The sequence below is a fragment of the Enterobacter adelaidei genome (genome assembly GCF_041937165.1).
GTDB classification, from domain to species: domain Bacteria; phylum Pseudomonadota; class Gammaproteobacteria; order Enterobacterales; family Enterobacteriaceae; genus Enterobacter; species Enterobacter adelaidei.
This window is the reverse complement of record NZ_CP154353.1, coordinates 1,454,225-1,478,813: the sequence shown is the minus strand read 5'-3', so window position 1 is coordinate 1,478,813 and position 24,589 is coordinate 1,454,225. Positions and strand designations below refer to the sequence as shown.

The 24,589-nt window shown below is 55.1% G+C and carries 19 protein-coding genes; 9 read left to right on the top strand and 10 right to left on the bottom strand.

Annotated features, from left to right (window positions below; translation table 11 throughout):
• Positions 1-36: 36 nt before the first annotated feature.
• Together macB and macA are read right to left on the bottom strand one after the other, a co-directional pair.
• Entirely contained in the window at positions 37-1,977 is a 1,941-nt protein-coding gene (gene macB / locus AAHF05_RS07155) for a macrolide ABC transporter ATP-binding protein/permease MacB (RefSeq protein ID WP_129325290.1), read from the bottom strand.
• On the bottom strand, positions 1,974-3,089 hold the full coding sequence (macA, locus tag AAHF05_RS07150) for a macrolide transporter subunit MacA (RefSeq protein ID WP_129325288.1): 1,116 nt from the start codon (positions 3,087-3,089) through the stop codon (positions 1,974-1,976). The genes macB and macA overlap by 4 nt, the downstream gene beginning before the upstream one ends.
• 159 nt (positions 3,090-3,248) lie before the next feature.
• On the opposite strand from macA, the gene AAHF05_RS07145 reads away from it, so the two are divergent.
• Positions 3,249-4,205: a VirK/YbjX family protein gene (locus tag AAHF05_RS07145; RefSeq protein ID WP_129325287.1), complete on the top strand. Its 957-nt coding sequence runs from the start codon at positions 3,249-3,251 to the stop codon at positions 4,203-4,205.
• Here AAHF05_RS07145 and AAHF05_RS07140 read toward each other — a convergent pair.
• On the bottom strand, positions 4,202-5,860 hold the full coding sequence (locus tag AAHF05_RS07140; protein ID WP_028019268.1) for an ATP-dependent endonuclease: 1,659 nt from the start codon (positions 5,858-5,860) through the stop codon (positions 4,202-4,204). The genes AAHF05_RS07145 and AAHF05_RS07140 overlap by 4 nt on opposite strands.
• 292 nt (positions 5,861-6,152) lie before the next feature.
• Here AAHF05_RS07140 and aqpZ point away from each other — a divergent pair, with 292 nt between their 5' ends.
• The 4 genes from aqpZ to hcr all read left to right on the top strand — a co-directional run bounded on the left by aqpZ (position 6,153) and on the right by hcr (position 10,706).
• Entirely contained in the window at positions 6,153-6,848 is a 696-nt protein-coding gene (gene aqpZ / locus AAHF05_RS07135; RefSeq protein WP_025204573.1) for an aquaporin Z, read from the top strand.
• Between the two features lie 182 nt (positions 6,849-7,030).
• Positions 7,031-7,930: a lysine exporter LysO family protein gene (locus AAHF05_RS07130; protein ID WP_049005454.1), complete on the top strand. Its 900-nt coding sequence runs from the start codon at positions 7,031-7,033 to the stop codon at positions 7,928-7,930.
• Positions 7,931-8,074: 144 nt separating this feature from the next.
• The gene (hcp, locus tag AAHF05_RS07125; RefSeq protein WP_129325285.1) at positions 8,075-9,727 is read left to right on the top strand and encodes a hydroxylamine reductase; all 1,653 of its coding nucleotides are present in this window, start codon (positions 8,075-8,077) and stop codon (positions 9,725-9,727) included.
• A gap of 10 nt (positions 9,728-9,737) precedes the next feature.
• The gene (gene hcr, locus AAHF05_RS07120) at positions 9,738-10,706 is read left to right on the top strand and encodes an NADH oxidoreductase (RefSeq protein ID WP_129325284.1); all 969 of its coding nucleotides are present in this window, start codon (positions 9,738-9,740) and stop codon (positions 10,704-10,706) included.
• Between the two features lie 59 nt (positions 10,707-10,765).
• Here hcr and AAHF05_RS07115 read toward each other — a convergent pair whose 3' ends face one another.
• The gene (locus tag AAHF05_RS07115; RefSeq protein ID WP_028019272.1) at positions 10,766-11,200 is read right to left on the bottom strand and encodes a DoxX family protein; all 435 of its coding nucleotides are present in this window, start codon (positions 11,198-11,200) and stop codon (positions 10,766-10,768) included.
• Between the two features lie 151 nt (positions 11,201-11,351).
• Between AAHF05_RS07115 and poxB the strand changes: the two genes are divergently transcribed.
• The 4 genes from poxB (at position 11,352) to AAHF05_RS07095 (ending at position 16,663) form a co-directional block, all read left to right on the top strand.
• Complete coding sequence (poxB, locus tag AAHF05_RS07110; protein WP_129325282.1) at positions 11,352-13,070, top strand: ubiquinone-dependent pyruvate dehydrogenase; 1,719 nt, start codon at positions 11,352-11,354, stop codon at positions 13,068-13,070.
• A 37-nt stretch (positions 13,071-13,107) separates the two neighbouring features.
• Positions 13,108-14,109, top strand: a complete 1,002-nt coding sequence (ltaE, locus tag AAHF05_RS07105; protein WP_129325280.1) for a low-specificity L-threonine aldolase — start codon at positions 13,108-13,110, stop codon at positions 14,107-14,109.
• A 10-nt stretch (positions 14,110-14,119) separates the two neighbouring features.
• Positions 14,120-15,556 carry an SDR family oxidoreductase gene (locus AAHF05_RS07100; RefSeq protein WP_129325278.1) on the top strand — a complete coding sequence of 479 codons (1,437 nt, stop codon included), beginning with the start codon at positions 14,120-14,122 and terminating at the stop codon, positions 15,554-15,556.
• 93 nt (positions 15,557-15,649) lie between these two features.
• Complete coding sequence (locus AAHF05_RS07095; RefSeq protein ID WP_028019276.1) at positions 15,650-16,663, top strand: NAD(P)-dependent oxidoreductase; 1,014 nt, start codon at positions 15,650-15,652, stop codon at positions 16,661-16,663.
• Between the two features lie 90 nt (positions 16,664-16,753).
• Here AAHF05_RS07095 and AAHF05_RS07090 read toward each other — a convergent pair whose 3' ends face one another.
• The 6 genes from AAHF05_RS07090 to gspL form a co-directional block, all read right to left on the bottom strand.
• Entirely contained in the window at positions 16,754-18,547 is a 1,794-nt protein-coding gene (locus AAHF05_RS07090; RefSeq protein ID WP_129325276.1) for a chitinase, read from the bottom strand.
• Between the two features lie 131 nt (positions 18,548-18,678).
• Entirely contained in the window at positions 18,679-19,119 is a 441-nt protein-coding gene (iagB, locus tag AAHF05_RS07085) for a type III secretion system invasion protein IagB (RefSeq protein ID WP_028019278.1), read from the bottom strand.
• A gap of 102 nt (positions 19,120-19,221) precedes the next feature.
• Entirely contained in the window at positions 19,222-21,915 is a 2,694-nt protein-coding gene (locus tag AAHF05_RS07080) for a glycosyl hydrolase family 18 protein (protein WP_129325274.1), read from the bottom strand.
• A 255-nt stretch (positions 21,916-22,170) separates the two neighbouring features.
• Positions 22,171-22,968, bottom strand: a complete 798-nt coding sequence (locus tag AAHF05_RS07075; protein ID WP_129325272.1) for an A24 family peptidase — start codon at positions 22,966-22,968, stop codon at positions 22,171-22,173.
• Positions 22,965-23,450, bottom strand: coding sequence for a type II secretion system protein GspM (gene gspM, locus AAHF05_RS07070; RefSeq protein WP_028019281.1), 486 nt, complete (start codon positions 23,448-23,450; stop codon positions 22,965-22,967). Before gspM ends, AAHF05_RS07075 begins: the two co-directional genes overlap by 4 nt.
• A complete protein-coding gene (gspL, locus tag AAHF05_RS07065; RefSeq protein ID WP_129325270.1) occupies positions 23,447-24,580 on the bottom strand; it encodes a type II secretion system protein GspL in 1,134 nt (377 codons plus the stop codon). Before gspL ends, gspM begins: the two co-directional genes overlap by 4 nt.
• Between the last annotated feature and the right edge of the window lie 9 nt (positions 24,581-24,589).

Below are 24,589 nucleotides of genomic sequence, written 5' to 3'. Positions count from 1 at the left end.
ATGCCAGCCCGATCGGCTGGCATTTTTATTTTCAGCCTATTCGCGGGCCAGCGCATCAACCGGATCCAGCCGCGCCGCGTTGCGGGCCGGCAACCAGCCAAACAAAATGCCGGTAAATGTCGAACACAAAAATGCGGTAAGAATAGCCAGCGGCGAGAAGCCAATCTCCCAGCCGGGTAAAAAGAGCTGGAGCGTAAATGCAATCATCATCGAGAGCGCAATGCCCATTGCACCGCCGACCAGACACACCAGCACCGCTTCAATCAAAAACTGCTGAAGCACATCGCTGGCCCGGGCCCCGACCGCCATACGGATACCAATCTCCCGCGTGCGTTCGGTCACCGACACCAGCATGATATTCATCACCCCAATGCCACCCACCACCAGCGAGATCACTGCCACCAGCGTCAGGAACAGCTGAAGAGTACGTGTGGTCTTTTCAGCCGTTTTCAAGAGGCCGTCCATATTCCAGGTGAAGAAATCTTTCTTTCCGTGACGTAACGTGAGCAGCTGTTCCAGCTGCTGCTCGGCCCGGGCACTGTCGTAGCCTTCCTTCACGCGCACGGTGATGGAGTTGAGCCAGGATTGCCCCATGATCCGCCCTGAGATGGTGGTATAAGGCAGCCAGACGCGCAGGATCTTACTGCTGCCAAACATCGACTGCTTCTCTTCCGCTACGCCAATGACGGTGGCAGGCATATTCCCTACCAGGATCACCTCACCCACCACGTTGGTTTTATTGGGGAAGAGTTGCCTGCGTGAGTTCGCGTCCAGCACCACCACCTGTGCCCTGCCCGCCAGCTGCTCGGCGTTGAAGGTAGCGCCTTCACTGAAGGTCATGCCGTAGACGTTGAAATAGTCTCCACTCACGCCATTCGCGCTGGCGGCCACGTCAACGTTGCCCACGCGCAGACGCAGGTTCTGCGAAACCGCAGGCGTGGCGGAGTTCACCCACGGCTGCTTCTGAATAGCCTCCAGATCGTTATATTTCAGCGCCTGCTGATACTGTGGCTCGTCGTCGCCAAAGTCTTTGCCGGGATAGACATCAATGGTATTGGTACCGATGGCACGAATATCGGCCAGCACCAGCTGCTTGGCGGCATCGCCCACCACCACAATCGACACCACCGAGGCGATACCAATGATAATGCCGAGCATCGTCAGCAAGGTGCGCATTTTATTAGCCGCCATCGCCAGCCAGGCCATGGTCAGCGCTTCGCGAAAGCCGCTGGAAAATTGCCCCCAACCGGTTGACGCTGGTAGCACTTCTTTCGGCGCGGCTGCCCTGGCGTGGCGTGGCGGCGGGTTGCTGACCAGCTCGCCGTCGTGGATCTCAACGATCCGCTCCGCCTGCGCCGCGACCTGTGGGTCATGCGTCACGATAATCACCGTGTGCCCCTGATCGCGCAACTGATGGAGGATCGCCATGACCTCTTCACCCGAATGGCTGTCGAGCGCACCGGTCGGCTCATCCGCGAGGATCACCTGTCCACCGTTCATCAGCGCACGGGCAATACTGACTCGCTGCTGCTGACCGCCGGAAAGCTGAGACGGTTGATATTCCACCCGTTCTGCCAGCCCCAAACGCGTTAATAATGCTTGCGCCCGCTCCAGACGCTTTTTACGCTCCACGCCCGCATAGACCGCGGGCACTTCCACGTTCTGTGCCGCACTTAAATGAGAAAGCAGGTGATAACGCTGGAAGATAAAACCAAAGTGTTCGCGCCGCAGTTTTGCCAGCGCGTCACCATCAAGCGTGGAGACATCCGTTCCCGCCACGCGATAGGTGCCGCTGGTGGGTTTATCCAGGCAACCGAGAATATTCATCAGCGTCGATTTACCGGAACCGGACGCCCCGACAATCGCCACCATCTCGCCAGCCTCGACGCGTAACGAGATCCCCTTCAGCACCTCCACCGGGCCGTCGCCCGACGGGTAGCTGCGACGAATGTCGTTCAGCTCAAGCAGCGCCGTCATTTAGGCGCTCCTGGCAGGCTTTCGCTGGTGACAACCTCCTCACCCTCTTCCAGCCCTTTCGTCACCACCACGTCAGTATCGTTACGCGCGCCGATCACCACTTCTCGATCGCGGGTTTCGCCATTGCGCAGTACCTTCACCTTATAACGGCCCTCGCCAGTGGATTCACCCAGCGCGGAGAGTGGAATGGTCAGCACGTTTTTCACGCCGGTGAGCTGAATATGCACCTGTGCGGTCATGTCCAGACGCAGAACGCCCTGCGGGTTGGGCACCTCAAAACGGGCATAGTAGAAAATGGCGTCGTTGACCTTTTCCGGCGTCGGCAAAATATCTTTAAGCACGCCTTCATAACGCGTCTGCGGATCGCCAAGCACCGTAAACCAGGCATTCTGCCCCGGTTTAAGATGGATCACATCCGCCTCTGAGACCTGGGCTTTCACCAGCATGGTGCTCATGTCTGCCAGGGTCAGAATGTTTGGCGCCTGCTGTGCCGCAATGACCGTCTGGCCCTGAAGCGTCGTGATCTGGGTGACTTCCCCGGCCATCGGGGCAACAATTTGCGTGTAATCGAGGTTGGTTTTCGCCGTATCCAGCGAGGCCTGATTGCGTTTGATTTGTGCATCAATCGTGCCAATCTGCGCCTGCTTGACCGCCAGTTCTGTGGTGGCAGTATCTAAATCTTGTTTCGAAATAGCCTGAGTTTTGGCAAGCGCCTGCTGGCGGGTGAGCGTCACCTGGGCGAGGTTACGCTCTGCCAGTGCCTGTGCACGCTGCGCCCGCAGTTCCATCAGCGTCGCTTCCACCTCACGGATCTGGTTCTCAGCCTGTTCAGGGTCGATTACCCCAAGCAACTGACCTTTTTTCACCTTGTCGCCAATCTCTACCGACAACGTTTTCAACTGGCCGCTGACCTGAGCGCCGACATCAACCTTGCGCAGGGCGTCAAGTTTGCCCGTTGCGAGGACGTTTTGCTGCAGTTCACCCGGACGAACAATCAGTGTCTGATACTGCGGCACCGGCGCATTAAGCACCTGCCAGAGCCAGTATCCGCCGACCAAAACCACGACCGCCAGCAGCAGAAACAGCGTTCTGCGTTTTCCCTTGAGGTTCATAAATATTCCAAATAAATGTTCTGGCAATTATCAGTGTTGATTTTATCTAAACGACTCCTCAACGAAACCCCTGTTTCCCGAAATCGTCACAATTTGTTTACGAGATGTTGAACGTTCGCCTGCTGAAATGAAGCTCTTCAACAAGAAGCAGGATCTATCATGTCTTCCATCGTCGATACACCTTTTTCAAACCTGCCGCAGCCTAAATCAGGCTGGCAGCTTTTCAAAAATCTGGCTTTCGGTCAGCTCACACCTGGGCTTGCGTGGAAGAATCCCTCCTATCGACGTAAATTCATGTTACGTTCGCTGGCGTCACCTGTTAGCACCGCGCGCCTTTTAACGAGTCTGGCAAAACAACCGCGTCTGATGCAGATGTTGCAGGTACAACCTGGGCTACCATGCCGGCTGCATCGTCCCTGGTTAACGGTGAATATGGATAGTCAGCACGCGCTGGAATCCCTCAACTGGCACTATCAGACGATGAGCCGCCAGCTTCCTGCGACGCTGCTTAATGGTTATCTTTCTAAACAGGGCTTCACGCTGCTGACCTTAACCGGCAAAGATGAACAGCAATTTACCGTTCGTCTGTGCGCAGATGCATTCCTGGATAAAGAAGGAGAAGCCACCCTCGCTTTCTGTGACAGCCAGAACACGGTGCTGGCAGAAATGACCTTTACGTTGTGCCAGTTTGAAGGAAAATCGACGCTGTTTATCGGCGGTTTGCAGGGCGCAAAAGCACACGTTCCGCACGAGCTTATCCAGGGGGCAACGAAAGCCTGTCACGGCCTGTTCCCGAAACGTCTGCTCGTTGAAGCCGCAATGACCCTCGGCACCGCTTTCCCGGTAGAACAGATTGTTGCCGTCAGTAACGCCACCCATATTTATCGCAGCTGGCGTTATCGCAAGAAAAAAGAGGGGAAACTGCTGGCCGATTACGACAGTTTCTGGGTTTCCATCGGCGGTGAAAAACAGGATAACGGTAACTTTAGGCTGCCGCTTGTCATGCCACGTAAGCCGATGGAAGAGATCGCGAGCAAAAAACGTTCCGAATATCGCCGCCGCTACGAACTGCTGGATAGCCTGATTCAGCAAGTGAGCCAGGCAACCCAATCTTAATCCGCTTTCCCGCGTGCCAGCCATAGCACGCGGGAGAACATCTTGCGCAGCAGCGTCGGTACCGACTCCACGCCCCGTTTCCCCGCCTCCGTCGCCACTTCAATGGCTAAATCCGGTTTTGACGAACGATGAATGGCTTTGGCAATCACGCGCCGCATGTTCATCGGGACATCTACAGGTACCATCGCAATTCTGTGGAATACGTCGTCAAAACCCTGACGATACATAAAATGCTCCATGTCCATCGCAGGGAGCATGGTTAAATGGTCGCGCTCTTCTTCTCGTTCATTATTCAGCAGGCTACGCACGGTTGAGGCGTATTTTTTACCCGCTTCGTCACCGTCTACCAGGACATGCCACTCGATCCCCATCCGGCGGGCAAATTTTATCAACGGTTTTAATCCCGACTGGGCAAACTCAATCACCTTAATGCCTTCGGCATCAAAATGGTGGCCGCACTGGCGCGCCAGTTCGTTGATGACCCAGGTTTCCGTTTCCCCTTCCACCAGCAGCCAACAGCGGGCAAAAAGCGACGATGCTCGATTAAAGCGAATATGAAACGCAATACGGCGCCCGTCTTCCGCGTTCAGACCGCCAGGCCCGAGCCGGTAAGCAGAAACGCGCGAAGATTCACGCACCAGACGGCAGACGTGTTCAACCGGCGTCAGCGATAATAACTCGCCGGAATTGGTGGTGGTAATGCGCTGGAGCGGCAGCAGATTCAGCAGATGCCATGCCACGGAGAGCATAATGGGATGCAGACGGGTCTCAGGATCTTCCACCAGCAGCAGCGGGCGGGCGTCCCGGTCGAGACGAACGGTTCCTTTCGCCTGCAGAAGTGTTGAAAACAGCCCCAGCAAAATTACCCGATGGGAACGGCCTCCAGGCCGGTCGATCATCCGGTTAATAATATCGAGGTAACGCCAGCTTCGCTGCTCATCATGAGAGCGTCGGCGCATCAGACGATGGCGCGACTCCGACGTGCCCTGTTCGGAAAAATAGTGTTCGAGAAGTTGCACCATCGCGGACAATCCCTGACGGATTTGCCCATCGGTCAGATTTTGCGGACGCGAAACCAGCTCTCTGGCCAGGAAATCCAGCTCCCGGGCCGTGACTTCCACTTCCGGCATATGCGGTACGGTACCGTTACGGATACGCCGCATAAAGCGCGCATCACGCAAGCGTAGTACCGGCGTCAGGCGGGTCAGGTGGCGCGCCAGATCGTCGATATTCTCCAGGGGGATCGGGTTGGCTTTCTCATCAAGAAAATCGCGCAGGGTCAGTACCCCTTCGTTTTCCGACATCTCGCCTTCAAGCCGATAGAAAATACGATGGAAATCGTCATCGCACGGCACCCAGCAAGGTGATAACGGACGGAAACGACGCACGCGATGACGTCCTGGCTCAGATTCCCGGAACGTCAAAATGATATGCAGATGCTTCTCGCGGCCCGTGATGTCACCCGGTGGGAACCAGAAATCATCGTGGACGAAGTGATACAAATCATCTTCGGGCGAAAGCAACAACGTTAGCGCATCCAGCAGGCTGGACTTACCCCAGGCGTTCTCGCCGATCAGGACGTTGTTCTGTTCCAGCTGCAGCGACAGGCGGTTAATCCCGCGAAACCCGACAATTTCCACACGTTCGAGAAGCATAAATCCCCCGCGAAATGACCACTTTTTCCTTTAAGTTATCAGCAGTATAGCGGGCGGCGTTCTGTCACGACAGCATAACATTCGTCCTTGCGAGAATTGGTCTATGCTCTATTTACCGCTTATTTGAACAAGGATTGACATCACATTGCCTTAAATCAAATTAATCGAATTTATTTAAGTGGCGAAGGGGTGTTGTTGGTTTTTAGAATAACGGCTCTTTGAGTCGTCATCCCTTTAAGGCGATATATCCCGTACGCGGGAAAGCGTGCGGAAATTTATTATTGAGGTGGTTATGTTTAGAAAATTGGCAGCAGAATGCTTTGGTACATTCTGGCTGGTATTTGGTGGCTGCGGTAGCGCCGTTCTGGCTGCGGCATTCCCGGAATTAGGCATTGGTTTTGTCGGCGTCGCACTGGCGTTTGGTTTAACCGTATTAACCATGGCCTTTGCCGTAGGGCATATTTCGGGTGGCCATTTTAACCCGGCGGTGACATTGGGTTTATGGGCGGGCGGCCGTTTCCCTGCGAAAGAAGTCATTGGCTACATCGTCGCTCAGGTAGTGGGCGGTATTATTGCGGCAGCTGTGCTTTACGTGATTGCCAGCGGTAAAGCCGGCTTCGACGCGGCAGCCAGCGGGTTTGCCTCTAACGGCTTCGGTGAACACTCACCCGGCGGCTACTCCATGCTGTCTGCCATCGTGATTGAAATTGTGCTGACCGCAGGCTTCCTGCTGGTGATCCACGGCGCAACCGACAAACACGCACCAGCAGGCTTTGCCCCTATTGCCATTGGTCTCGCGCTGACGCTTATCCACCTGATTTCTATTCCGGTCACTAACACCTCCGTCAACCCGGCACGCAGTACCGCCGTCGCCATTTTCCAGGGCGGTTGGGCGCTTGAGCAGCTGTGGCTATTCTGGGTGATGCCAATCATCGGCGGTATTCTGGGCGGTGTGCTGTATCGCACCCTGCTGGAAAAACGCGATTAATGATTTTCTCCCTCTCCCGTGGGAGAGGGTTGGGGTGAGGGCATCAGGCCGCATAACCCCACATACACTCAAGCCGGGTAAGGCGCAGTCGCCACCCGGCTTTCTTTTTGCCGCTTTACTGAACAGCCTTTATTGGGTAGTGTCACTGGCGCTTAACAGATACTCAAAAGGACCAGCTGTTCATGTTTTCAGGACTCCTCATCATTCTGCTGCCCCTGATTGCGGGCTACCTTATCCCGCTGCATCAGGAATCCGCATTACGTCTTATCAACCGTTTTCTCAGCTGGATTGTATACGTCATTCTTTTCTTTATGGGGATCAGCCTGGCCTTCCTGGATAATCTGGCGACCAATCTGCTTTCTATCCTGCATTATTCAGTGGTCACCGTGGTGGTTATTTTACTGTGTAATATTGCCGCACTCTTCTGGCTTGAACGTACCGTTCCCTGGAAAAACCATCATCATCAGGAAAAGCTGCCTTCCCGAATTGCGATGGCTCTGGAATCATTAAAACTGTGCGGCGTCGTGGTGCTCGGGTTTCTTCTTGGGCTGACCGGCTGGGCATTTTTACAGCACGCAACAGAGGCCAGTGAATATACGCTGATCTTCCTGCTGTTCCTGATCGGTATTCAGCTGCGAAATAATGGCATGACGCTTAGGCAAATTGTTCTGAACCGTCGGGGAATGATGGTCGCGGTCATTGTTGTCGCCAGCTCCATGGTGGCGGGCGTGATTAACGCTTTTATTCTCGACCTGCCGCTGAAAACAGGCCTCGCGATGGCCTCAGGTTTCGGCTGGTATTCCCTCTCCGGGATTCTGCTGACCGAATCGTTCGGCCCGGTGATTGGTAGCGCCGCCTTCTTTAACGACCTGGCACGGGAGTTAATTGCCATTATGCTGATCCCGGGTCTGGTGCGCCGAAGTCGCTCTACGGCGCTGGGTCTGTGCGGCGCGACGTCAATGGACTTTACCCTGCCGGTATTACAACGCTCTGGCGGACTGGAGATGGTGCCCGCCGCCATCGTGCACGGTTTTATTTTAAGCCTGCTGGTTCCGGTTCTGATGGCAGTCTTCTCGGCCTGATACTTCTTTGGCGGTAGGGTTCCTGCCGCCAAAATTGCGCTAAATCAATCTCCCTTTATTTTGTAGCAAAAAGCCCTTTTCACCGTTCTGGCACAGGCATAACCTTAAACATGTATATCAAATATAACTTTAACAGGTGTGATTATGTTTTGTGTGCAATGTGAACAAACCATCCGTACCCCGGCAGGCAATGGCTGCTCTTACGCACAGGGTATGTGCGGCAAAACCGCAGAAACATCTGACCTGCAGGACCTGCTGATTGCGGCCCTGCAAGGCCTTTCCGCATGGGCGTGCAAAGCGCGTGAATATGGCATCATCGACCACTACGTCGACAGCTTCGCACCGCGCGCCTTCTTCTCCACGCTAACCAACGTTAACTTCGACTCTCCGCGCATTGTCGGCTACGCCCGCGAAGCCATTGCCCTTCGTGAAGCGCTGAAAGCGCAGTGTCTGAAGGCGGACGCTAACGCCCGCGTGGAAAATCCGATGTCAGAACTTCAGCTGGTGAGCGACGATCTGGGCGAGTTGCAGCGTCAGGCGGCTGAGTTCACCCCAAACAAAGACAAGGCGACCATTGGCGAGAATATCCTTGGCTTGCGTCTGCTGTGCCTGTACGGTCTGAAAGGCGCCGCGGCCTATATGGAGCACGCGCATGTGCTCGGTCAATACGACAACGACATCTACGCCCAGTACCACAACATCATGGCGTGGCTCGGCACCTGGCCTGCAGATATGAACGCGCTGCTTGAGTGCTCAATGGAAATCGGCCAGATGAACTTCAAAGTGATGAGCATTCTGGACGCCGGTGAAACCAGCACTTACGGCCACCCAACGCCCACCCAGGTCAATGTCAAAGCAACCGAAGGCAAATGCATCCTGATTTCTGGTCATGACCTGAAAGATCTCTACAACCTCCTGAAGCAAACCGAAGGTTCGGGGGTTAACGTCTATACCCACGGTGAAATGCTGCCGGCTCACGGGTATCCAGAGCTGCGTAAATTCAAACATCTGATCGGTAACTACGGCAGCGGCTGGCAGAACCAGCAGGTTGAGTTTGCCCGTTTCCCGGGCCCAATCGTGATGACCTCTAACTGCATCATCGACCCAACCGTGGGCGCGTATGACGACCGCATCTGGACCCGCAGCATCGTCGGCTGGCCGGGTGTAAGCCACCTTGAGGGCGATGACTTCGGTCCGGTCATCAAGCAAGCGCAGCAGATGGCGGGCTTCCCGTACAGTGAAATTCCGCACCTGATTACCGTCGGTTTTGGCCGTGAAACACTGCTCGGGGCTGCAGATACGCTGATCGATCTCGTCAGCCGTGAAAAACTGCGCCATATCTTCCTCGTCGGCGGCTGTGACGGCGCGCGCGGCGAGCGTAACTACTTCACCGATTTCGCCACCCGCGTACCGGAAGATTGTCTGATCCTGACGCTGGCCTGCGGTAAATACCGCTTCAACAAACTGGACTTCGGTAACATCGAAGGTCTGCCGCGCCTGGTGGATGCCGGACAGTGTAATGATGCCTACTCTGCGATCATCCTGGCGGTTACTCTGGCGGAGAAACTAGGCTGCAGCGTGAACGATCTGCCGCTGTCGCTGGTGCTGTCATGGTTTGAGCAGAAAGCGATTGTCATCCTGCTGACCCTGCTCTCTCTGGGCGTAACCAACATCGTGACCGGCCCCACTGCGCCGGGCTTCCTGACGCCGGACCTGCTGGCCGTGCTGAACGAGAAATTCGGCCTGCGTTCCGTGACCAACGTTGAAGACGATATGAAGCAGCTGCTGAGCGCGTAAGGAGTTATTCATGACCATGCCAACCTCACAATGTCCGTGGCGGATGCAGGTTCATCACATCCATCAGGAGACGCCGGATGTATGGACACTGTCACTGCTGTGCCATGACTACTATCCGTACCGTGCAGGGCAGTATGCGCTGGTCAGCGTTCGCAATTCGGCGGACACCCTGCGCGCCTATACCCTATCCTCAACGCCGGGCGTGAGCGAATACATTACGCTCACCGTCCGCCGCATTGACGACGGTGCGGGCTCCCAGTGGCTGACGCGTGACGTGAAGCGCGGGGATTACATCTGGCTGTCTGACGCGCAGGGTGATTTCACCTGTGACGACAAAACAGACGATAAATTCCTGCTGCTGGCGGCGGGCTGTGGCGTGACGCCGATTATGTCGATGCGCCGCTGGCTGGCGAAGAACCGCCCGCAGGCCGACGTGCAGGCGATCTTCAGCGTCCGTTCCCCGGACGATGTGATTTTTGCCGAGGAGTGGCGTGATTATCCGGTGACGCTGGTGGCGGAACATAACGCAACCCATGGTTTTGTGCCCGGTCGTCTGAGCCGCGAGCTGCTGCAAAGCGTGCCTGATATCGCAAATCGTACCGTGATGACCTGCGGCCCGGCGCCGTATATGGCTATCGTGGAAGAAGAAGTGAAAGCGCTCGGCGTGACCCGCTTCTTCAAAGAGCAGTTCTTTACCCCCGTGGCAAAAGCGGCTACCAGCGGGATTAAATTCAGCAAACTGCAACCAGCACAGACTTTCTTTGGCCGTGTGGGCACTACGCTGCTGGAGGCGCTGGAAAGCAATAAGATCCCCGTAGTGGCAGCCTGTCGTGCAGGCGTGTGCGGCTGCTGTAAAACGAAAGTGGTCTCCGGGGAGTACAGCGTCACCAGTACTATGACGCTGTCCGACGCGGAAATTGCAGAAGGTTATGTGTTGGCCTGCTCGTGTCATCCGCAGGGTGATTTGGTTCTGGCATAAACGGTAAACGTTCGATCACAGGCCCGGTAAGCGCTAGCGCCACCGGGCTTTTGTTATCCTCACCGCCACGCAGGACCTTTCCCTACCGCAAACCGCCCTGCCCCTAAACACGCCACCGCCAGCGAGCCGATAAAGAAGTACACCAGGCTTTCAATTGCCCATGCGCCTACCTTATCGAGCGCGAGCGTTTCCCCCATTCCCACCATCAGCCACGCCACAATCATCGTAAATGCCAGCACCAGCGCGGCCGGGCGCGTAAAGAGCCCAATAATAATCAGGATCGGTGCCACGACTTCGCCAATCAAAACGCCATAGGCGATAAACCCCGGCAACCCTTTTTCCACCAGCATGCCGCTGATGAATCCCACACCACCAAACAACTTATGCAAGCCGTGAAACAGCATTAGCCCACCCACGGCAAGTCGTAACAAGAGTTTGCCAAGATCGTCGCACGATAGCTTTTCATTAACAGCAATTAACAATGATTTAACCATTTGAAATGATTCCTGTTTTCACTGAGGTATCACCAGATTATGCCGAATAATTGCGCGTGAACAGCACCTTTTAATTGGGGGGATGCGGCGGGCAATACGGAGACTTTCTTCTAAGCTTGTAAGCGATATCACAAAAAGGAGACGGACAACCATGAAACAAACCGTGGCTGCATACATAGCGAAAACCCTGGAACAAGCAGGCGTAAAACGCATCTGGGGTGTCACCGGCGATTCACTTAACGGACTGAGCGACAGTCTCAACAAGATGAAAACCATTGAATGGATGCCGACCCGTCATGAGGAGGTCGCCGCCTTTGCCGCCGGTGCCGAAGCCCAGCTCACGGGGGAACTGGCCGTCTGCGCCGGATCGTGTGGGCCGGGAAACCTGCATTTAATCAACGGTCTGTTTGATTGCCACCGTAACCACGTGCCGGTGCTGGCGATTGCCGCTCATATTCCGTCGACAGAAATCGGCAGCGGCTATTTTCAGGAGACGCATCCGCAGGAGCTGTTCCGTGAATGTAGCCACTATTGCGAGCTCGTTTCGACACCCGAGCAGATCCCTCAGGTCCTGGCGATTGCCATGCGCAAAGCTGTGCTGAATCGGGGTGTTTCCGTGGTCGTGTTACCTGGCGACGTCGCGCTCAAGGCCGCACCAGAAACCGCCAGCAGCCACTGGTATCATGCGCCACAGCCAGTGGTGACGCCAGCCGAAGAAGAGCTGAAAAAACTGGCGCAACTGCTGCGCTATTCCAGCAATATTGCCCTGATGTGCGGCAGCGGCTGTGCAGGCGCACATAAAGAATTACTTGAGTTCGCCGGTAAGCTCAAAGCGCCGATCGTCCACGCCCTGCGCGGCAAAGAGCATATTGAGTACGATAACCCCTATGATGTGGGTATGACCGGCTTAATCGGCTTTTCCAGCGGTTTCCATACGATGATGAATGCCGACACACTCATTTTGCTCGGCACGCAATTCCCTTATCGTCCGTTCTACCCGACGGACGCTAAAATCATTCAGATTGATATCAACCCCGCCAGTATCGGCGCGCACAGCAAGGTCGATATGGCGCTGGTGGGCGATATTAAATCCACCCTTGCCGCCCTGCTGCCGCTGCTGGAAGAAAAAACGGACCGCAAGTTCCTCGATAAGGCGTTGAGCGACTATCGCGATGCGCGCAAGGGGCTGGACGACCTCGCCAAACCGAGCGACAAAGCCATCCATCCGCAGTATCTGGCGCAGCAGATCAGCCATTTTGCTGACGACGACGCCATCTTTACCTGCGACGTGGGTACCCCAACCGTCTGGGCAGCGCGCTATCTGAAAATGAACGGGAAACGTCGCCTGCTCGGCTCGTTCAACCACGGATCGATGGCCAACGCCATGCCGCAGGCGCTAGGGGCGAAAGCCACCGCTCCGGAACGCCAGGTCGTGGCGATGTGCGGCGATGGCGGGTTCAGCATGCTGATGGGCGATTTCCTGTCGGTGGTGCAGATGAAGCTCCCGCTTAAAATCGTGGTTTTCAACAATAGCGTGCTGGGCTTCGTGGCGATGGAGATGAAGGCCGGCGGCTACCTCACAGACGGCACCGAGCTGCACGACACTAACTTCGCGCGTATCGCCGAGGCCTGCGGCATCACCGGTATTCGCGTGGAAAAAGCGTCAGAGGTGGATGAAGCCCTGCAACACGCCTTTTCCATTGACGGCCCGGTACTGGTGGACGTGGTGGTCGCCAAAGAAGAGCTGGCGATCCCACCGCAAATCAAACTGGAACAGGCCAAAGGCTTTAGCCTCTACATGCTGCGCGCCATCATCAGCGGCCGCGGCGATGAGGTGATCGAACTGGCAAAAACGAACTGGCTCAGGTAAAACATCTGGCATCGCCTTTTAAATATAAGGACATGCCATGATTGATTTACGCAGTGATACCGTAACCCGTCCGAGCCGCGCCATGCTCGAAGAGATGATGGTCGCTCCGGTCGGGGACGACGTCTATGGTGACGATCCAACGGTTAACGAGCTGCAGCGCTATGCCGCAGAGCTCAGCGGGAAAGAGGCCGCTCTGTTCCTGCCCACCGGTACGCAGGCCAACCTGGTGGCGCTGCTCAGCCACTGCGAGCGCGGCGAAGAGTACATCGTGGGCCAGGGCGCGCATAACTATCTGTATGAAGCAGGCGGTGCAGCGGTGCTGGGCAGCATTCAGCCACAGCCGATTGACGGCGCGCCGGACGGCTCCCTGCCGCTTGATAAAGTCGCGGCGAAAATCAAAGCTGACGATATTCACTTTGCGCGCACAAAACTGCTCAGTCTGGAAAACACCCATAACGGTAAAGTTTTGCCGCGCGAGTATCTGAAGGCGGCGTGGGAATTTACCCGTGAGCGTAAACTGGGGCTGCACGTGGATGGCGCACGCATCTTTAACGCCGTGGTGGCGTACGGTTGCGAGCTAAAAGAGATCGCGCAATATTGCGATTCGTTCACCATTTGCCTCTCTAAAGGGTTGGGTACGCCAGTGGGTTCCCTGCTGGTCGGTAATGCGGACTACATCAAGCGTGCCAACCGCTGGCGTAAAATGACCGGCGGCGGCATGCGTCAGGCGGGTATTCTGGCGGCGGCCGGGCTGTATGCCCTGAAAAACAACGTAGCGCGCCTGAAGGACGATCACGACAACGCCGCGTGGATGGCGGCGCAGCTGCGCGAAATAGGTGCCGATGTTATGCGCCACGACACCAACATGCTGTTCGTTCGCGTGGGTGACGAACACGCTGCCGTGCTGGGTGAATTTATGAAAGCCCGTGGCGTGCTGATCAACGCCTCACCTGTCGTGCGTCTGGTCATGCATCTCGACGTGAGCCGCGAACAGCTGTCAGAGGTGGTGAAACACTGGCAGGCGTTTTTACAGCGATAAGGAGCATCACGTGCCGCAACGCATTCTGGTGCTCGGCGCCAGCGGGTATATCGGTCAGCATCTCACCACTGTATTAAGCCAGCAGGGGCATCAGGTGCTGGCCGCGGCACGCAACACCGAACGTCTGCAAAAACTCAGTTTGCCTCGCGTCACGTGCCATAATGTTGACCTCAACTGGCCGAAGGAACTTCCCGCGCTGCTGGAAGGGGTCGACACGCTTTACTACCTGGTGCACAGCATGGGTGAAGGCGGAGATTTTATCGCCCACGAGCGTCAGGTGGCGATGAACGTCCGCGATGCCCTGCTGCAAACGCCGGTGAAGCAGGTCATTTTTTTAAGCTCGCTCCAGGCGCCCGAACATCAGCAATCCGATCATCTGCGTGCCCGCCAGCTGACGGCGGAAACCCTGCGCGGCGCCACTATCCCTGTTACCGAACTGCGCGCCGGAATTATCGTCGGCGCGGGCTCCGCCGCCTTCGAAGTGATGCGCGATATGGTCTACAACCTGTCGGTACTCACGCCGCCGCGCTGGGTCCGTTCGCGCACCACGCCGATTGCGCTGGAGAATTTACTGCATTATCTGGTGGCGCTGCTGGACCACCCGGCGGAGCAACACCGCGTGCTGGAGGCGGCAGGCCCGGAAGTGCTGAGTTATCAGGAGCAGTTTGAACATTTCATGCGCGTCAGCGGCCGTAAACGCTGGCTGATCCCTATCCCCTTTCCAACCCGCTGGATTTCGGTGTGGTTTTTGAATGTGATTACCTCTGTGCCGCCGACGACCGCCAAAGCGCTGATCCAGGGACTCAAACATGATTTACTGGCGGACGATCGCGAGCTGCGGGCACTCATTCCCCAGGACCTGATCCGCTTTGATGATGCCGTGTGCAATACGCTGAAAGAAGAAGAGCAACTGGTGAACTCCAGCGACTGGGGTTACGACGCCCAGGCGTTTGCCCGCTGGCGACCGGAGTATGGTTATTATCCCAAACAGGCCGGTTGCACGGTAAAAACGCAGGCAAGCCTGGAGGCGCTGTGGGACGTGGTGAACCAGATTGGCGGCAAAGAACGTTATTTCTTCGGCAATATTCTCTGGCAAACGCGTGGAGCAATGGATCTGCTGGTGGGACACAGGCTGGCAAAAGGCCGCCCTGCTCGTCCTTACCTTGAAGTGGGCGATGCGGTCGACAGCTGGAAGGTGATCATCGTTGAACCGGAAAAGCAGCTGGCACTGCTGTTCGGTATGAAAGCTCCGGGGCTGGGTCGACTCTGCTTTACGCTGAAAGACAAAGGCGCACATCGCGAACTGGATGTCCGCGCCTGGTGGCATCCGCACGGGATGCCGGGTCTGTTCTACTGGTTGTTCATGATCCCCGCCCATCTGTTTATCTTCCGGGGAATGGCGAAGCGGATTGCGCAACTGGCAGAACAAAAGACGGAAAAGTTCTAAATAAAACTCTCTTTCTTTCACCTTTCCCATTGCAACCCGCCGTAATTCACGAAAGAATGCGCACGAAATTCTTTTTCAACACAGTGGATTGATATGAAGGTACTGGTTACCGGGGCGACCAGCGGCTTAGGCCGAAATGCGGTCGAATTTCTGCGCAACAAAGGCATCAGCGTCAGGGCTACCGGTCGCAACGAAGCGATGGGAAAACTGCTGCAAAAAATGGGCGCAGAGTTTGTCCATGCTGACCTGACGGAGCTGGTCTCCTCTCAGGCGAAAGTGATGCTCGCCGGTATCGACACGCTGTGGCACTGCTCCAGTTTCACCTCTCCGTGGGGAACCCAGGAAGCCTTTGACCTCGCTAACGTGCGGGCAACCCGCCGTCTGGGCGAATGGGCCGTTGCCTGGGGCGTGCGTAACTTTATCCATATCTCCTCCCCGTCGCTCTATTTCGATTATCACCACCATCGTGACGTGCAGGAAGATTTCCGCCCCGCACGTTTTGCCTGTGAGTTTGCCCGCAGCAAGGCGGCCAGCGAAGAGGTAATTGACCTGCTGGCGCAGTCAAACCCGCATACCCGTTTTACGGTACTGCGTCCGCAGAGCCTGTTCGGGCCGCACGACAAGGTGTTTATTCCGCGTCTGGCGCAGATGATGCATCACTACGGCAGCGTGCTGCTGCCGCGCGGCGGCGATGCGCTGGTGGATATGACCTACTATGAAAATGCGGTTCACGCCATGTGGCTGGCAAGTCAGCCGGACTGCGATAAGCTGATTTCCGGCCGTGCCTACAACATCACCAACGGCGAGCCGTGTTCGTTACGCAGCATTGTGCAACGGCTGATTGATGAACTGCAGATCAACTGCCGTATCCGTTCCGTGCCCTACCCGATGCTGGACATGATCGCCCGCAGCATGGAGCGTTTTGGCAGTAAATCGGCCAAAGAGCCCGCGCTGACGCACTATGGGGTATCCAAGCTCAACTTTGATTTCACGCTGGATATTACCCGCGCAGAGAACGAGCTGGGGTATAAACCGATCGTGACGCTGGATGAAGGGATTGTGCGCACGGCGGCGTGGTTGCGGGACCACGGGAAGCTTCATCGCTAGCCTTTTTGCCCGGTGGCGGCTTCGCCTTACCGGGCCTACAACAGCACAGTGCGAACACGAAAACGGCAACCTTTCGGTTGCCGTTTGCTTTTACAGCGCCGTCCAGGCGTCAGACCATGCCAGACCTGCGCCGGGTTCATAGTACGCCGGAGCCGTGTTACACCAGCCGCTGTACGGGAACGGTTTGCACTGGAACAGTTTACCGTGGTTGTTCACGATATCACCTGCTTTGTACTTACTGTTCGCACTCCACGCGGCGTAGGAGCCGGATGTCCCTTCGTCCTGAGACGGAACCGCTTTCGCCTTCACGTTCAGCAGGTAAGAGGTTGTGCTGCTCAGCTCGCCGTCGCTAACCGTGAGGCTAATTTCAACCTGCTGGGCCGTCGCCGCTTCTGGTGCCCTGAAGGTCACAACCGCTTTATCCTGACCCGTCACCGTCTGGCCATCCTGAGAACGCCAGGTGTAAGTCAGCTTGTTACCATCAGCGTCCGTCGAACCTTCGGCGCTCAGTGAAACCTGCGCGCCTGCATCAACCGCACCGATTGGGCCGGCAATATGCGCGACCGGTGCGTGATTCACCGCCGCCGGTTCTGCCGGCGTTTCATCCGGAACAGGCGCGGGTGCCGGAGCCGGGGTTTCATCCGGCGTGGTGGCAGAACCCTCATCGTTAACGATGTTCACTTTAAAGAACTTCTGCACGCACTTGCTGTAGTCGCCCTCTTTGAACGCGCTGAACGGCGTCTGGTAACCTACCAGCTGGCAAGAGTAGGTTTCGCCGCTTGGCGTATCCGCACTCCATCCCCAGTCCTGCTCCCAGTAAATCTTCAGCGCGCCTGCACCACCTTCATCGAACTGCTTCATGTTGGCGCAGCCCAGCACTTCATTCGCCGGAACCGGAACCTTCAGGTAGTTCGCAAACTCTTTGTAGTACTTGATACGGTTTTGCGACTGGGCAATTTCAGTCGGGCCGCCGCATTCTACGCCGCCGTTGATGATCTGGGTGGTCACGCCAAAGCCCGGTACCAGACCGTTGGCTTTATCGTGATCGTTCGGCTGCCATGTGCCGTCAATAACCTGCAGCATGCTGGGTTTTGGTGGCTGCGGATAGGCGAAGAAGAAGATCGCACTCGCCAGGTTCAGCCAGGTATCCGCCACCAGCTCGGGTTTATCGAGCAGCGTACGCACGTCACCGTACATCGCTTCAGAGAACGGGCCATAGTTGTAGTTGTAAGACAACTGTTTCGCGCCGCGACCGAAGTAGCTCAGGAAATCGCCGTCTTTATCTTTACCGCACGGCCAGGTCTGACCCTGCCAGACGTCCGGGTTACATTCGCCGTTATAGCCCCCCTTCTGCCCTTCGCTCCAGCCCATTTCACGTACGTGAACCAGCGCCTGACGCCATTCGGCTTCCGGACGCCAGCTTTCATGGCCGCCAGTCTCCTGAGCGAAGTGAGCAAACATGGTTGCCAGCTCTTTGCGGCAGATGGCGTCGCTGTCACGACCATCCTTATAGGTCTTACACAGCGCCGGGAATTTACCGACCGCTTTCAGGAAGTTGCTATAGGTGTACGCCTGCGCACGCAGCGGGAAGAGAAATTCCCAGTCGCTGGCCTTAACAATGCCTTCAACGCGCTTCACGTTTTCCGGGTTCGCTGCACGGCCTGGCTCAATCAGTTCAACCTGCGCATTATCCAGCGTCTGAATGGTCTCTTTCACTGAGGCCATCAGCGGGAAACTGGTCAGCTCTTTTTCTTTCTTCGCCAGATCGCTGGCTTTCATGGTGTATGGCTCACTGGTGGTCGCTTGCAGCGAGGCAGCCTGTGCCATAAAGGGAGCTACACATGCTCCGGCAACGAGCACACTTAGTAACGTCCTTTTGTTCATTTCCGATTCCTGTTAATTGAAGTTAAAATTAAAATCCCGGTTTATGTATTAATCCATTAATACATAAACCACAGACAGCTGTTTTTTCTTTTCGAAGAACACCCTGAGGAATTCTTCAAAAATAAAAAACATTAATATTGTGCAGCTAATTTTAATTGCTGATATTTTTTCCAGACTTTATGGGCATAGATCATACGCTGCGGATAATTCTCTTTTTTTAAACCTGCGTTATACGCGCCGACAGCCTCCCAGTTATAGCCATAGACCTTAATCATTCCGGACAGAATGGAAGCACCGACCATGATGGAGGTACAGGGCTCGGTCATCAGTCTGCGTTCATCAATACCTCTGGTCTCCAGTTCCGTAAAATGTGAGCTGTTAATTTGCATCAACCCAACATCACGCGTGCCATCATGATTTTGTCCCACCGCATACGGATTCATACCGGATTCGACATTGGCTATGGCATACAATAAATACGGGTCGACATGATAATAACGTGCCGCGTTATCCCAACAGTTTGCCAGTGCGCTTTGGCTTATTATTAATAACAACAAAATGATCTTTTTCATTTTTACCTGCTGACAGTTTCGGTTATTTCTCCCTACCAACATCCTGTAAAATGAATTTTTCATCACTCCCCCTTCGTGAGGGGGAGTGATTATCGGGTTAGATTATTTGCAATCTGTTGATGCGCCTTCTTTCACCCATACGTCGCTATTAGCCGGGTTATCGCCACGGGTCCACCATTTGGCACGGTAAACGTTACCCTGGTAAGTGGTGGTTTCACCGCCGTTGTAGACCAGATCAGAACGCCAGTTCATCTTCACGTTGCTCACCAGTTCCCAGGCATCCACACCGAAGCCAGGTTTGTTACCTTGCGTCCAGTATTTCGCTTTCCACACCAGGTGGTCAGCACTCACGGTGTCGCCATTGTTGTAGATTTTGCTGGCATCCCATGCGGCATATTTGCTGGCGTTAGCATCGACTGGCGCGTCGCAGCTACCGGTTGCCGTGCCTTCATCCGAAGGAGGTGTCACTTCATCAGACGGAGGGGTCACTTCATCAGCAGGCGGGGTGACGTCAGCAGGTTTAGGATTCACCGTGACCTGCACGTTAGACTGCACGCTGGTTTTACCATCGCTTACGACGACACTCAGGGTGTAAGTCGAGGCGGAGGTCACATCTGGCGCAGTGATATTCACGTTCGCCGTATCAGTCCCGGTCGCGTGCATATCCGCCGGAACGCTCCAGGCGTAGGTCAGTGCATCACCGTCTGGATCCGCGGCCTGCGCGTGCAGCGCATAGGTTTCACCTGCCTGCAGCGTCACTGCTTCCATTGGGTTCACAACCGGTGCCTGGTTCGCTTTTGGTGCTTTGTTTACAACCTGCACATCAATCGCGTTGCTCAGTCCTTTCGCGTCAGTCACGGTCAGGCGGAATGCCATCGTCTGATCGCTGGTCACCGCAGCCACGTTGAAGGTGGCTTTCGCTTTGGTGCTGTTGGTGAGCGTCACCGATGGGCCAGAAATCTGGGTCCACTTATAGGTGATTGCATCGCCATCCGGATCGCTGGAAGCAGACCCGTCGAGCGTTACGGTCGCCGGGCCAGAGACGTAAAGATCGGTCGAGGAAGCAATCGGCGCATGGTTGGTGACAACAGGTTCAACCGGGGTTGAACTACCGCCCAGCAAGCTTTCATTCATGGCGTTCAGAATGTCGCCGTTATCTGAGTCAATGGACCAGGAGAACAGACCGCCCAGCTGATTCGCCATAACATACTTGCCTTTTGCGGCAGCAGAACGCGCATCTTCATAAGTGATCAGGCCGCCAGTGGATTTATTGAAGACGTACGGTGCTTCCGCGTCTGCGTCGTAACCGTATTCCCAACCCGGCTTGCCTTTGTACTCATTCACAATCTGACGGTAGTCAACCACGCCCGGTTCCCAGGTCCCTTTCACCTTGCCGGTGGCGGTGCCAGTGAACGGATTGTTGCCGGTGTAACCATGAACCCCCGTCCAGCCGCGGCCGTACATGGCGGTTCCCACCACAATCTTGCCAGGCTGTACGCCCTGCTGCAGCAGCGCGTTAACGCCGTTTTCGGTGGTGTAGTTTGTGTCCGGACGCCATGCAGGTGCTTTCAGCGCAGCCTGGTGACCCAACTCTGTATTGCTCCAGCCGCCGTAGAAGTCATAGCTCATCAGGAAGATGTGATCGAGATACTGCTGTGTGGTGGTGTAATCCACGTCTTCGATCTTATCTTTGCCGGAACCGATCGCGGTGGTCAGTTCATAAGTACGGCCCGTTTCGCTGGAGAGTTCGTTCAGCATCGTGCGCAAATCATGCATCAGCGCGGTATACGTCGCTTTATCCTGCTGCGGATTACCCAGTGCCGTGTTCTCACCGCCGCCGCCCGGGAATTCCCAGTCGATATCCACACCGTCAAAGAATTTCCAGGTTTGCAGGAACTCTTTCACCGATGCTACGAAGCGGGAGCGAATAGCAGGGTTGTTCATCTGGAAGAACGGATCGGAGAGGGTCCAGCCACCGATAGATGGCAGTACTTTCAGCCCAGGATGTGCTTTTTTCAGCGCCATCAACTGACCAAAGTTACCTTTGTAGGGGTCATCCCAGCCAGAAACGCCGGCCTGTGGTTTTTGCAGCGCCGCCCACGGATCGTGAATGGCAACGGTATAATCCGGACGACCATTACAGGCGCGTTGCAACGCCTGGAAGCTGTTACCCCCTTCGATGGTTTTCAGGCTGTCGTTGATGCCGTCACCGCCACAGATTGGAATGAAGCCATACAGAATATGGTTCAGGTTAGCCGCCGGGATTTTATCGACCTGGAAGTTACGGTCATAGACGCCCCATTCCGGGAAGTAAGCCCCCACCACTTTGTCAGTATGCTGAGCAAAGGTCTTGTTGTTTTCCTTCATGGTAGTATTGAGAGGAAGCAAGTGGCTACCGTCGGTATCCGCGACAATAATCAGCTTGCTGGCGCTTTTGCTACAACCGCTGGTGTTACAGAGCTCTACCTGCTCCTGGTAACGTCCGCCTTTTTTCACCTTGAAGGTGGCAGAGCCTGATGCGCTGCCCGCACCGGTCCAGACGGTTTGCCCGTCCAGCAGCACCTTCGCGGACGTCGGTGCATCACCGCTCCAGACGTTCCACTCCACTTTTACATCCACGCCGTCTTTATGTACTTTGACGAGGCTGTTGTAATCCTGTGCTGCCTGATCGACTTCAACAAGGGCAAATTTGTCATTACCGTAGCCGATCGTCGGTGTACCCGGTGCTGCAGCAAATGCGGAGCTGGTTGCCGCCGCAATAAAGAGCGCCAGATATTTAGGCTTCATAAATTTCATTTTTATTTCCTGATAAATTTATTCGTAACGTTAATCATCCATGTCTTCCTTGAGAACATGGAGCTTTTTGCGTAATGCGTATTTAACCAATCTGAAAACCGAGAAAAAAAACGTTTTTGCTGCGTTGTATTCCTCCATAAAAAGATATAAGCCCCAATTCCGTGTAGCTTATATCCCTTACGATACACTGGGCGCAAAGAGACGTCCTTCTCTTCCACCGTCAAAAAAATTTATAAAAAAACTTGACCTGAATATTTAAAAAATGAAAGCAAACTGCTGACTAATAAACACCACTATTCCAGCAAATGAGAGATACGGCCCGAAAGAAATCGTGAGGTTATTTTTATTTAAATTAAATAACGTGAAATAGCCGACAATACCGCTCAACGCTGCCACTAATTCAAGTACAGGCAACGACTGCCAGCCGCACCAGGCCCCTAAGGCCGCCAGCAGCTTAAAATCGCCGTACCCCAGACCTTCCCGCCCGGTTGTCAGGCGAAACGCCCAATAAAGTAACCAGAGCGACAGGTAACCCGCCACGGCACCGAACAGCGCATCCCGTAAAGGCAACCGGTGGTCAAAAGCATGGAGCAGCAATCCCGCCCAGAGCAGCGGCTGGGTCAGGCAATCCGGCAGCAGTTGATAGCGCCAGTCGATCATGGTCAGCGGCAATAAAAAAGCGGCCAGCAGCCAAAGGGAAAACAATGCCTGTACGTCCGGCATACACCAGGCTGTAATACCAAAAAAAAGTGCAGAAAAAAGTTCGATTAAAAATATCCGCAATGGGATGGCGGTGTGGCAGCTTCGACAGCGTCCGCGTAAAACAAGCCAGCTGACCAGCGGGATATTCTCCCAGGCGGCAAGCGTGTGCTGGCATACCGGGCAGTGCGAGGCTGGGAACAGCAAATTGCTACTGCCTTCCTCTTCCATCACCATGCCAGGTACGCGCTCGGCGACGACGCCAAGAAAACTCCCCACAATGCTGCCCAATATCGCACTCATTGCCGGGAACCCCACAGGCCAGGTGTCCCGCATCAGCGCGAAAGTATTCATGCGGTTTTGCTCCAGGTGAGCTGTATTTCTGCTTTCACATCGCTGAGGTGATCGACCGGTGTGAGGTTCATTTTTTGCAGTCTGACACCGGATGTCTGGTTAATTTCCCGCAGCCAGCTTTTTAATTCGTAGACGTTAACGCGACTAACCACGAACGATAATGTTTGTCCATCCTGACGCACATCGGTCAGAGAGAGATTAATTTCATGTGCGCTGTTTTCCACCACCGTGCGCGGATTGTTTGTTTTAACAACCTGAACCGGAAGGTGGTTTTTATTTATTTCGCTGCGCATCCAGTTCAGCGTCTCTTTTTGTCTGGTGAGCGTGGCTTTACTATTTTGAATCATATTATCCAGAGGAATAACACCTGCATAATATATAGCGCCCCCCAATACGGTAATAGCACATATTTTCAGGATGTTTTTTTCTCTGGCGCTGTAATGCTGATAACGAGACTTGAGCTGTGCGATTCGCGCTTTCATTTATATTTCCCGGCGATCATAGCGGTATAAGGAGCAGAAGTAGAAACAGGCTGCAGGGTGAAATCAAAATTTTCACCCGCCTGATTTACAAACGTCTGCAATGCAGTTTGGCTTTGCGAACTGACGCTCAGCGTCAGCGAGTTTTGCCGGGCATCGTATTCGAGCAGAGAGATCTCCATTCCCGGTACGGCCTGTCTGGCTTTTTCCAGTTCGTCCAGTTGCAGAAATACGCCTTTACTCTGTTTTTTCATGTTTTGACCAAAGTGATATTTGATATTGGTCTGCTGACGCATACTGGGGAAATGATGCTGATAAACCTGAAGGATCTCCTGCTGAACCTGATTTTCCTGTTGCACCAGCATCCATGCCATGGCGATCCGCGGGCCCAGTAACAGGCCAAGAGAGAGCAGGCCCGCTGCGACCATCACCGTTTTGATGCTCTTCGCGGCTTTACCCGTGCTCGCTTTCGCGCTGAACTGCCCATGCAGGAGCGTGACGCGGCAGGTTTGCCACTGCGGCTGGATCAACACCAGTGGATGCTGCCAGGGTTGCACGACATCGACGTCAACATCGGCAGGCGTTTCCCCGTAACAGCACACCTCCCCCTCTCCCGCTTTCTGCAGTAAAAGGGGCAACAGGCCCGGCGCTATTTCGCAGGCGGCATGCGGCGATGAACGCAGCCAGTAACCATTGTCCATGGCGACAAGCGTGCTTCCGCCTGCCGTTGCGGGCAGCAGCCAGGCATCCGGCAGCGCCTGTATGATCTTCAAACCGGCCTCCTGGCAGCGGGTTAACCACCCGCGCAGACAATCGGCGTCGATGGCTACGGCGTCAACCTCGGCACCCTTTTTGTTAAGCACCGTCCAGTGAAGGTTGTCCACATCACCCATCAGCGTCTCTTCTGCCATCCACGAGAACGCCGTCGCCTGCGAGGCGACTTTCTTCGGCAGCGTAAAATGGCGGAAGATCATGTTGCTCGCGGGCAGCAGCAGACAAACACGGGCTGCCAGAGGATGCTCCACCAGTGCGTCCAGGCTATCCACTACCTCAACCTGTTCGCTGCCGGAGAGACACCACATTATTTTCCCGTCCTCGCGGCTGTCGGGACGAACAAAAAGTACCTGTTTCATAGCGTTCAA

What these genes read in the sequence shown, in the direction of transcription:
- gspL (WP_129325270.1), bottom strand. Translation starts at nt 24,580, where the DNA reads ATGAAACAGGTACTTTTTGTTCGTCCCGACAGCCGCGAGGACGGGAAA.
- hcr (WP_129325284.1), top strand. Translation starts at nt 9,738, where the DNA reads ATGACCATGCCAACCTCACAATGTCCGTGGCGGATGCAGGTTCATCAC.
- AAHF05_RS07075 (WP_129325272.1), bottom strand. Translation starts at nt 22,968, where the DNA reads ATGAATACTTTCGCGCTGATGCGGGACACCTGGCCTGTGGGGTTCCCG.
- AAHF05_RS07140 (WP_028019268.1), bottom strand. Translation starts at nt 5,860, where the DNA reads ATGCTTCTCGAACGTGTGGAAATTGTCGGGTTTCGCGGGATTAACCGC.
- aqpZ (WP_025204573.1), top strand. Translation starts at nt 6,153, where the DNA reads ATGTTTAGAAAATTGGCAGCAGAATGCTTTGGTACATTCTGGCTGGTA.
- iagB (WP_028019278.1), bottom strand. Translation starts at nt 19,119, where the DNA reads ATGAAAAAGATCATTTTGTTGTTATTAATAATAAGCCAAAGCGCACTG.
- ltaE (WP_129325280.1), top strand. Translation starts at nt 13,108, where the DNA reads ATGATTGATTTACGCAGTGATACCGTAACCCGTCCGAGCCGCGCCATG.
- poxB (WP_129325282.1), top strand. Translation starts at nt 11,352, where the DNA reads ATGAAACAAACCGTGGCTGCATACATAGCGAAAACCCTGGAACAAGCA.
- hcp (WP_129325285.1), top strand. Translation starts at nt 8,075, where the DNA reads ATGTTTTGTGTGCAATGTGAACAAACCATCCGTACCCCGGCAGGCAAT.
- AAHF05_RS07130 (WP_049005454.1), top strand. Translation starts at nt 7,031, where the DNA reads ATGTTTTCAGGACTCCTCATCATTCTGCTGCCCCTGATTGCGGGCTAC.
- gspM (WP_028019281.1), bottom strand. Translation starts at nt 23,450, where the DNA reads ATGAAAGCGCGAATCGCACAGCTCAAGTCTCGTTATCAGCATTACAGC.
- AAHF05_RS07115 (WP_028019272.1), bottom strand. Translation starts at nt 11,200, where the DNA reads ATGGTTAAATCATTGTTAATTGCTGTTAATGAAAAGCTATCGTGCGAC.
- AAHF05_RS07090 (WP_129325276.1), bottom strand. Translation starts at nt 18,547, where the DNA reads ATGAACAAAAGGACGTTACTAAGTGTGCTCGTTGCCGGAGCATGTGTA.
- AAHF05_RS07145 (WP_129325287.1), top strand. Translation starts at nt 3,249, where the DNA reads ATGTCTTCCATCGTCGATACACCTTTTTCAAACCTGCCGCAGCCTAAA.
- AAHF05_RS07095 (WP_028019276.1), top strand. Translation starts at nt 15,650, where the DNA reads ATGAAGGTACTGGTTACCGGGGCGACCAGCGGCTTAGGCCGAAATGCG.
- macA (WP_129325288.1), bottom strand. Translation starts at nt 3,089, where the DNA reads ATGAACCTCAAGGGAAAACGCAGAACGCTGTTTCTGCTGCTGGCGGTC.
- AAHF05_RS07080 (WP_129325274.1), bottom strand. Translation starts at nt 21,915, where the DNA reads ATGAAATTTATGAAGCCTAAATATCTGGCGCTCTTTATTGCGGCGGCA.
- macB (WP_129325290.1), bottom strand. Translation starts at nt 1,977, where the DNA reads ATGACGGCGCTGCTTGAGCTGAACGACATTCGTCGCAGCTACCCGTCG.